Origin of the sequence: Streptomyces sp. NPDC057271 (assembly GCF_042668715.1) — a bacterium.
In the GTDB taxonomy this organism is placed as follows: domain Bacteria; phylum Actinomycetota; class Actinomycetes; order Streptomycetales; family Streptomycetaceae; genus Streptomyces.
In genome coordinates, this window is record NZ_JBHUYJ010000260.1 from 1 (window position 1) to 1167 (window position 1167).

Annotated in this window: 1 protein-coding gene; it reads right to left on the reverse strand. The window is 72.5% G+C overall.

Annotation, left to right across the window (positions count from 1 at the left end):
* A partial coding sequence (aroC, locus tag ACFUJR_RS39340) for a chorismate synthase (RefSeq protein ID WP_383451321.1) occupies positions 1-1165 on the reverse strand: 1165 nt, incomplete at its 3' end.
* Positions 1166-1167: the final 2 nt, after the last annotated feature.

Consider the following 1167-nt stretch of genomic DNA (forward strand, 5'->3'; position numbering starts at 1 on the left):
GGAGGTTGTCGAGGTAGGACCGCACGTTACGGCGGGTCTCCGGCACGCTGTCGCCGCCGAACTTCTCCACGACCGCGTCCGCCAGGACCAGCGCGACCATCGCCTCGGCCACGATCCCCGCGGCCGGCACGGCGCAGACGTCGGAGCGCTGGTGGTGGGCCTGGGTGGCCTCGCCCGTCGCGACGTCGACGGTGGCGAGCGCGCGCGGGACGGTCGCGATGGGCTTCATCGCGGCGCGCACACGCAGCAGCTCACCCGTGGTCAGACCACCCTCGGTGCCTCCGGAGCGGCCGGAGGTGCGCTTGATGCCGTCCTCGGTGCGCACGATCTCGTCGTGGGCCTGGGAACCGGGCACGCGGGCGAGTTCGAAGCCGTCGCCGACCTCGACGCCCTTGATGGCCTGGATGCCCATGAGTGCGGCGGCGAGCCGCGCGTCGAGCCGCCGGTCCCAGTGCACGTGTGACCCGAGGCCGACCGGGACGCCGTAGGCCAGCACCTCGACCACACCGCCCAGCGTGTCGCCGTCCTTGTGGGCCTGGTCGATCTCGGCGACCATCGCCTTCGACGCGTCCGCGTCCAGGCAGCGCACCGGGTCGGCGTCGAGCTTCTCGACGTCGGCGGGGGTCGGGTAGACACCGTACGGAGCCTTCGCCGCGGCCAGCTCCACCACGTGCGAGACGATCTCGATCCCGGCCGCCTCCTTCAGGAAGGAGCGGGCGACGGCACCGAGGGCGACGCGGGCGGCCGTCTCACGGGCGCTGGCGCGCTCCAGGACCGGCCGGGCCTCGTCGAAGCCGTACTTCTGCATGCCCGCCAGGTCGGCGTGACCAGGACGCGGCCGCGTCAACGGCGCGTTACGCCCCGTCTCCCTCAGCTCGGCCGGGTCCACCGGATCGGCCGACATCACCTTCTCCCACTTCGGCCACTCCGTGTTCCCCACCATCACCGCGACCGGGGAACCCAGCGACAGACCGTGCCGGACACCCCCCAGGAACGTGATCTCGTCCCGCTCGAACTTCATCCGCGCGCCACGCCCATAGCCCAGACGCCGCCGCGCGAGATGGTCCGCCACCAGCTCCGTGGTGACCGGAACACCAGCGGGAAGACCCTCCAGCGTCGCGACCAGCGCGGGTCCGTGCGACTCTCCGGCTGTCAGCCAGCGCAACC